The 5205-nt window shown below is 42.5% G+C and carries 9 protein-coding genes; 5 read left to right on the top strand and 4 right to left on the bottom strand.

Going from position 1 to position 5205, the window contains the following annotated elements; genetic code table 11:
- Window positions 1-40 precede the first annotated feature (40 nt).
- Together FW758_RS23970 and FW758_RS23975 are read left to right on the top strand one after the other, a co-directional pair.
- The gene (locus FW758_RS23970; RefSeq protein WP_446446756.1) at window positions 41-340 is read left to right on the top strand and encodes a hypothetical protein; all 300 of its coding nucleotides are present in this window, start codon (window positions 41-43) and stop codon (window positions 338-340) included.
- Between the two features lie 11 nt (window positions 341-351).
- Window positions 352-573, top strand: a complete 222-nt coding sequence (locus tag FW758_RS23975) for a hypothetical protein (protein WP_446446757.1) — start codon at window positions 352-354, stop codon at window positions 571-573.
- Between the two features lie 34 nt (window positions 574-607).
- Here FW758_RS23975 and FW758_RS23980 read toward each other — a convergent pair whose 3' ends face one another.
- Entirely contained in the window at window positions 608-886 is a 279-nt protein-coding gene (locus FW758_RS23980; protein WP_446446758.1) for a damage-inducible protein J, read from the bottom strand.
- Between the two features lie 292 nt (window positions 887-1178).
- Between FW758_RS23980 and FW758_RS23985 the strand changes: the two genes are divergently transcribed.
- Complete coding sequence (locus tag FW758_RS23985; protein ID WP_446446759.1) at window positions 1179-1586, top strand: hypothetical protein; 408 nt, start codon at window positions 1179-1181, stop codon at window positions 1584-1586.
- Window positions 1587-1595: 9 nt separating this feature from the next.
- Window positions 1596-1886, top strand: coding sequence for a type II toxin-antitoxin system RelE/ParE family toxin (locus FW758_RS23990; RefSeq protein ID WP_446446760.1), 291 nt, complete (start codon window positions 1596-1598; stop codon window positions 1884-1886).
- On the opposite strand, the gene FW758_RS23995 is transcribed toward FW758_RS23990, so the two are convergent.
- Together FW758_RS23995 and FW758_RS24000 are read right to left on the bottom strand one after the other, a co-directional pair.
- Window positions 1883-2335, bottom strand: coding sequence for a hypothetical protein (locus FW758_RS23995; protein ID WP_446446761.1), 453 nt, complete (start codon window positions 2333-2335; stop codon window positions 1883-1885). The genes FW758_RS23990 and FW758_RS23995 overlap by 4 nt on opposite strands.
- 57 nt (window positions 2336-2392) lie before the next feature.
- A complete protein-coding gene (locus tag FW758_RS24000; protein WP_446446762.1) occupies window positions 2393-3085 on the bottom strand; it encodes a replication initiation protein in 693 nt (230 codons plus the stop codon).
- A gap of 1098 nt (window positions 3086-4183) precedes the next feature.
- Here FW758_RS24000 and FW758_RS24005 point away from each other — a divergent pair.
- Window positions 4184-5047: a phage integrase N-terminal domain-containing protein gene (locus FW758_RS24005; protein ID WP_446446763.1), complete on the top strand. Its 864-nt coding sequence runs from the start codon at window positions 4184-4186 to the stop codon at window positions 5045-5047.
- Here the strand turns inward: FW758_RS24005 and FW758_RS24010 are convergent.
- A partial coding sequence (locus FW758_RS24010; RefSeq protein ID WP_446446764.1) for a hypothetical protein occupies window positions 5022-5205 on the bottom strand: 184 nt, incomplete at its 5' end. The genes FW758_RS24005 and FW758_RS24010 overlap by 26 nt on opposite strands.

Raw genomic sequence — 5205 nt, forward strand, 5'->3', positions numbered from 1 at the left:
CGCATAGAAACTCCCTGATGTTGCGCCGTGGATAGCTTCAATGTATCTTGAAAACGTAACACAAACAAGAGCTATCGAAATGACGGAAACAAGCAAAAACCAACATGGCGGCGCTCGCCCTGGTGCGGGACGTAAAACCAAATACGAAAAGACCGTAGTCATGCGGGTTCCAGAGAAATATCAGGATGCCATTAAAGCGTTAATTGCGCATTTGGACGAAACAGCATACATCGATGGCCACTACCGGAACGGGCAAACTTCAGAGCCTGTTTTCTTGCGTTCTCTCGATGATAATGCACAGCACGTCACTTTTACGACGAAGCCTGTTTTGAAAAAGTAACGGAATCAAATATGACTAAAATTTTAGAGCGGGAAGAATTTAACGAATTGCTCCATGAGCATGGCGAAACGCCAGATATTCAGGCGCTTATAGAGGAGTTTTTCACGCCTGAAATGATGTCGAGAGAGATTGGTTCTGCCGAATTTCAAGGATATTTAAAGCGCTTCGATCTGCAATTGGTAGCGCTTAGCAAAAATGATGCAATAAAACGTGGTGAAATATTAGTTCATTGACAAAAATAGCCCCGCAAATGGCAGGGCTATTTGTTTATGCATTTTTTGCTAGCTTGTTTAGGTGTCTCTTGAGTATATCTTGAGCCATATCATTGGACACAAATTGAGATTTACCATCTGCAATTTTTTTGTGAGCTTCTCTGACTTGCTCTACTAGCCACTTTTCATGATTCATAAGTGCTTCTTGTTCTTTCGCCATATTTAATGCCAATTCTCTACACATATCACTTAGTGTTGAGCCTTTTCGTTCTGCTGCTTGTTGCGCAAGTAGTTTTACTTCCTGATCTACTCTGAACTGAATTCTAGCATCCATGGTGTCACCGACTTAATTAGGTTAATACACAAATAAGTTGCGTTAATTTTATAGTACAAATTGTACCACATTTGTACACACATAAAATGTTTTTTATTTTTTTGTGCAAAATAAACATGATTTTGACGTGATTAAAACGCTTTAAAATCAATAACTAAATTCATTAATTCTTGCCATGAGACAAAATTGATGTGAAATGACGCGGATCGATTGGATTGTAAGGATTGAAAGGATCTTTACTTGATCAGGTTTTTGGCGGTATAATTGTTTATGTCAGAGTATGGAGGTGTTTATGGCTTTTGAAAGTCAATTGGAAAAGAGTAAGAAAAGTGGTGGTAGAACTTCGGTTAGTGGGATTATGGTTGCTCAAACATACAAGCCATCCACTAAGTCAGAGGGCTTATCTATTAGGGTTAACTGCGAGCTTTTAGAAAAGGTCGGATTGGAGATTGGCGATAGGGTTGATGTTCTTTACGATAAAGATGACGGTTTGTGGATGTTAAAGAAATCTGGTCGAGATGGATTTTCTATTGCAGGACAGAAGGGCGGACCAACTGGATTGATAAGATATACATTAAAACCTGGCCACCATCGTTTGACCCAGGAAAGGGCTGAGCTACCTGTTAAATTATTTGCTGATATGAGTTCTGTTCAATTTCAAGTGTTATCTAACGCAATAATTTTCAAGCTAAAGGAATAGGTGGTAGATATGATATTTGAAATTGTTTGGCTTGAAGACTCGATTGATGACCGAGTTAGAATATCTACTTACATGAACGATGTTGCTGGAATTGTGGTTGCACAGAGAGTTGATGAAAAAATTCAATCTGCTGCTAGCGACCTAAGTGTATTCCCTAAGATGGCTAAGATTTGGGATGAGGAAACACAAACGAGGCGAAAGGTTATAACAGGTTATGACTACAGCATCTTTTACACTGTTGATGAAGTTAATAAAAAGATAGAAATTTACAGGGTATTGCATGACTCAATGAAAATTTAACGTTTCATATAGCCTATTCTAATTTCATTTCTTTTTAGTAAATCAGCGAATGAGTTTGCTGATGTTGGCCATTCTGGGGCATCTTCATATTTTGATTTCGAAACAGAATCAAGTGATGGACTCTGTGTGTTTTCGGAAGGGATGTATTCGAGTCTATTCCTTAAATCAAGGATTATATCCTTCATTTCTGATTGTTCTTTTTTCAGTTCGGAAACCAGCCTTACAAGCTCTTCGTAAGATGGTGTTTCACCGTGTTTCTTTTTGTTGTTTATTGGTGTTGCAAATTCTTTCAGTTCTCCATAAACACGTAGTAATTCTGACGTATCAACCAGCGGGTTTCCGTCTCGATCTCTTTCTGCCGAAAGCTTACCTGTGTTGATGTGCCGCCAAAGTGTGACTCTGTTTTTACCTACAGCTTTTGCGGCTTGACTTAGATTTAACTTCGCCATGTGTTACATCCATTATGTGGCCAATGGGCCGTTAGTGTTGCATTTGTTGCAATTTGATTATAAATCCATTTTCATTTGCTTGTTTTGTTTGAATGTAAAAGCTAACGCTGTCACGGTTCGTCCCTTCTTGATCGTCTCGTATGTGATAATCAAGTCACTGCGTTGGTTTAGTTCTTCAACAGACTGCTTTATAACGAATTTATTTAATTCTTTGAACTGCGGATATCTACCTTCTAAGCCTAAAGCTGAACGAAAATCGTCTAGAGCAATTACCCTGATATTCGTAGAGTTGAAGCGCATTAGAAGCTCGTATAGACGTATACTGTGGCCTGATTGCAAGCTAGCTATGTTATGTAGCTTGTAGGTTGTGAAGCGCGATTTAAGATGGCTAATATAGCGCAAAACTTCATCTGACCATACGAGAGTTACAGCCCCTTCTCCGTGCAGTTTTTTTACTTTCTTTTGAATCCAGTAAAGCTCTGTTTCTTCGTGTTCATCACGCAATAAAATGCTCGATTTAAAAAGGGCATCTGCTGCTTTGTACAGTTCCCTATGAGCGTTTTTTATATCAATCTTCATTAGCTCAGAGAACTCAATTGCGGTGAGTTTTATCTCTTTTTTAGGCTCTGAATCTGGGCGGGAATCAATCTTAGAAAGGCAAGCAAGCACCAACTTTTGAGCCTGCACATTCAGCCTATAACTGGCATCAATGAGAAGATTTGATTTTGTTACTGTTAGTTTAGAACTCATCTTTACGGTGGTGCTCTGTTATGTTTTATACCACCTTAGCTATTAGTGGTATAGCTTGTCAAGTATTACCACTCAAACCTGTTGATTACACCGTAAATCCTACCACCTATAGAGCTGTTTTGACCGTAAATCCTACCACCTATAGAGCTATTTTGACCGTAAATCCCACCACCTATGATCGATGCAGCCTAGTTATACCAATGGCTAGAGACGCACCTAAAAACAGGAAAGATCTATAAAAACAAGAAAGATCTTATTAAAAAGGATTCCTCCTGTGGATAACTACCATAAATTTGATCTTCTATAGAGAAAATACAGCGGCTGCGCCGCGACCACGGGGCTTCGCCCCAAGGTCGCCTAAAGGCTCCACCCTTCCCCAAAAATGCCTCGCCACTTCCTGCCGTTGGCAGGGGCGAGATTAACAGCCGCGCTGCAAGCTGATTTTGTCTCCGACCATCTAGCCGCCAAGGTGCGGCAAGTTCCGTTAAAAAGCGGTCGCTTCGCTCCGGTCTAGCAGGGAATAGGTTTGAATTTGTAACTTAATCAAACCTCCCTGGTGAGGTTCGACTAGGAAGTCTGTCGAGCTGAACCAGGGAGGAGCAAAAAAGGGTGGGGGCGAAGTTCTGTCACTGGCGACTTGCTGACAGTGACAGAACGAGCTAATACTTGTGATATGAACCCACCCCACCCTTTTTTTCTCGTAGCTAACACGTGACGACGGGGTTATTGATACCCACGATCACCAGTGTTATTATCAAGGCTTACTCGCCGCTCCATTGAGCACAAAATAGATAATTCATCACATACATTTTTTCTTGAAACCACGCCAACAGACGCTGTTTCAATGCCCCTAACTGATACCAATCTGCAGCCGCAACAGTGTGCTCAATTGTGTGGGAATTACTAAAACCTGAAGATCTACCGCTTTCATTTCTTGAAAATGTAACTTTTTCAAGGGATACCTGTGTCTAAAACACAGGTGCGGAATTACACTAATCAATCGAATCATGTTCTTCTGACCAGTTTCCAGACCATTGAATATCCATGAATAAGCCCTGCAACCGCAGGGCTTTTTTGTTTTAAAAAGGTGGGAAAAAGATGGCCTCAGATTTCATGTATGGTTGTAATCAAGTGCTGAAACATAACCGTGATGGTTCCTTTGCAACTCAGACTGACAGGCGCCGCACACTCGCGCTGGTCGATCGCCAGTTGCAGGAATTGGGCGTGAAGAAGCTCAAACTCAAGAATATTGGTGCTCGGCACGTAGATGCGTTGTTGCACCGGTGGCAGCAAGAAGGACTCAGTACCGGCACAATCAAAAATCGCATGGCTCATCTTCGTTGGGTGTCTGAGAAAATCGGCAAGAACGGCTTTATTTCGCAAAATAACGACACTTTAGGAATAAACGCCCGTCAGTATGTATCAAATAGAGATCTCAGCTCTCAGCTCGATTTAGAGCGGTTAAAACTTGTTTGCGATGAACGGTTACAGGTGTCTTTCCAATTGCAGCAACTTTTCGGACTGCGCCGTGAAGAGTGCATGAAGTTACAACCCAATGTGGCCGATCGCGGAGGTGTACTGCATTTGGATAAAACCAAGGGCAATCGGCCGCGAGATATTCCGGTCCGGACACCGGAACAACGGGCGTTACTGGATAGGGCAAAATTGCTGGCCGGAGGCGGATCTTTGATCCCGCCGGATCTGAAATACGTTGAGCAGCTAAATCGCTATAAAACCGCCTGTATTCGGATGGGATTGAACAAGGCCCACGGTTTACGGCATGGCTACGCGCAGCAGCGTTATTTGGAACTAACAGGCCGTCAATGTGCGGCCTGTGGTGGCTTAGAACGCAGGGAAATGTCGGCAGAAATGCGGCAAATAGACCGAGAGGCGCGGCAACTGATCACAGAAGAATTGGGGCACACACGAGACGAAATTACGTCCGTTTACCTTGGCCGTTAACGCCTTGGCGCTGGTTTTCAAGGTAGAAGTAAGCCAGTGCCGCAATCAGTGCTAGCGGTGAAGTGATCAGCCCAAAATCAAGCAACTGGGTGACACCAGAAACAGCGCCAACAATACCGCTAAATAGTATGGCAAGTGCGATTGCGAGCAGAATGGTT

The organism is Shewanella sp. 1180_01 (genome assembly GCF_052850535.1).

Bases quoted from the DNA above. Each gene is read 5' to 3' on its own strand.
- FW758_RS23970 (WP_446446756.1), top strand. From the start codon at position 41: ATGTATCTTGAAAACGTAACACAAACAAGAGCTATCGAAATGACGGAA.
- FW758_RS23975 (WP_446446757.1), top strand. From the start codon at position 352: ATGACTAAAATTTTAGAGCGGGAAGAATTTAACGAATTGCTCCATGAG.
- FW758_RS23980 (WP_446446758.1), bottom strand. From the start codon at position 886: ATGGATGCTAGAATTCAGTTCAGAGTAGATCAGGAAGTAAAACTACTT.
- FW758_RS23985 (WP_446446759.1), top strand. From the start codon at position 1,179: ATGGCTTTTGAAAGTCAATTGGAAAAGAGTAAGAAAAGTGGTGGTAGA.
- FW758_RS23990 (WP_446446760.1), top strand. From the start codon at position 1,596: ATGATATTTGAAATTGTTTGGCTTGAAGACTCGATTGATGACCGAGTT.
- FW758_RS23995 (WP_446446761.1), bottom strand. From the start codon at position 2,335: ATGGCGAAGTTAAATCTAAGTCAAGCCGCAAAAGCTGTAGGTAAAAAC.
- FW758_RS24000 (WP_446446762.1), bottom strand. From the start codon at position 3,085: ATGAGTTCTAAACTAACAGTAACAAAATCAAATCTTCTCATTGATGCC.
- FW758_RS24005 (WP_446446763.1), top strand. From the start codon at position 4,184: ATGGCCTCAGATTTCATGTATGGTTGTAATCAAGTGCTGAAACATAAC.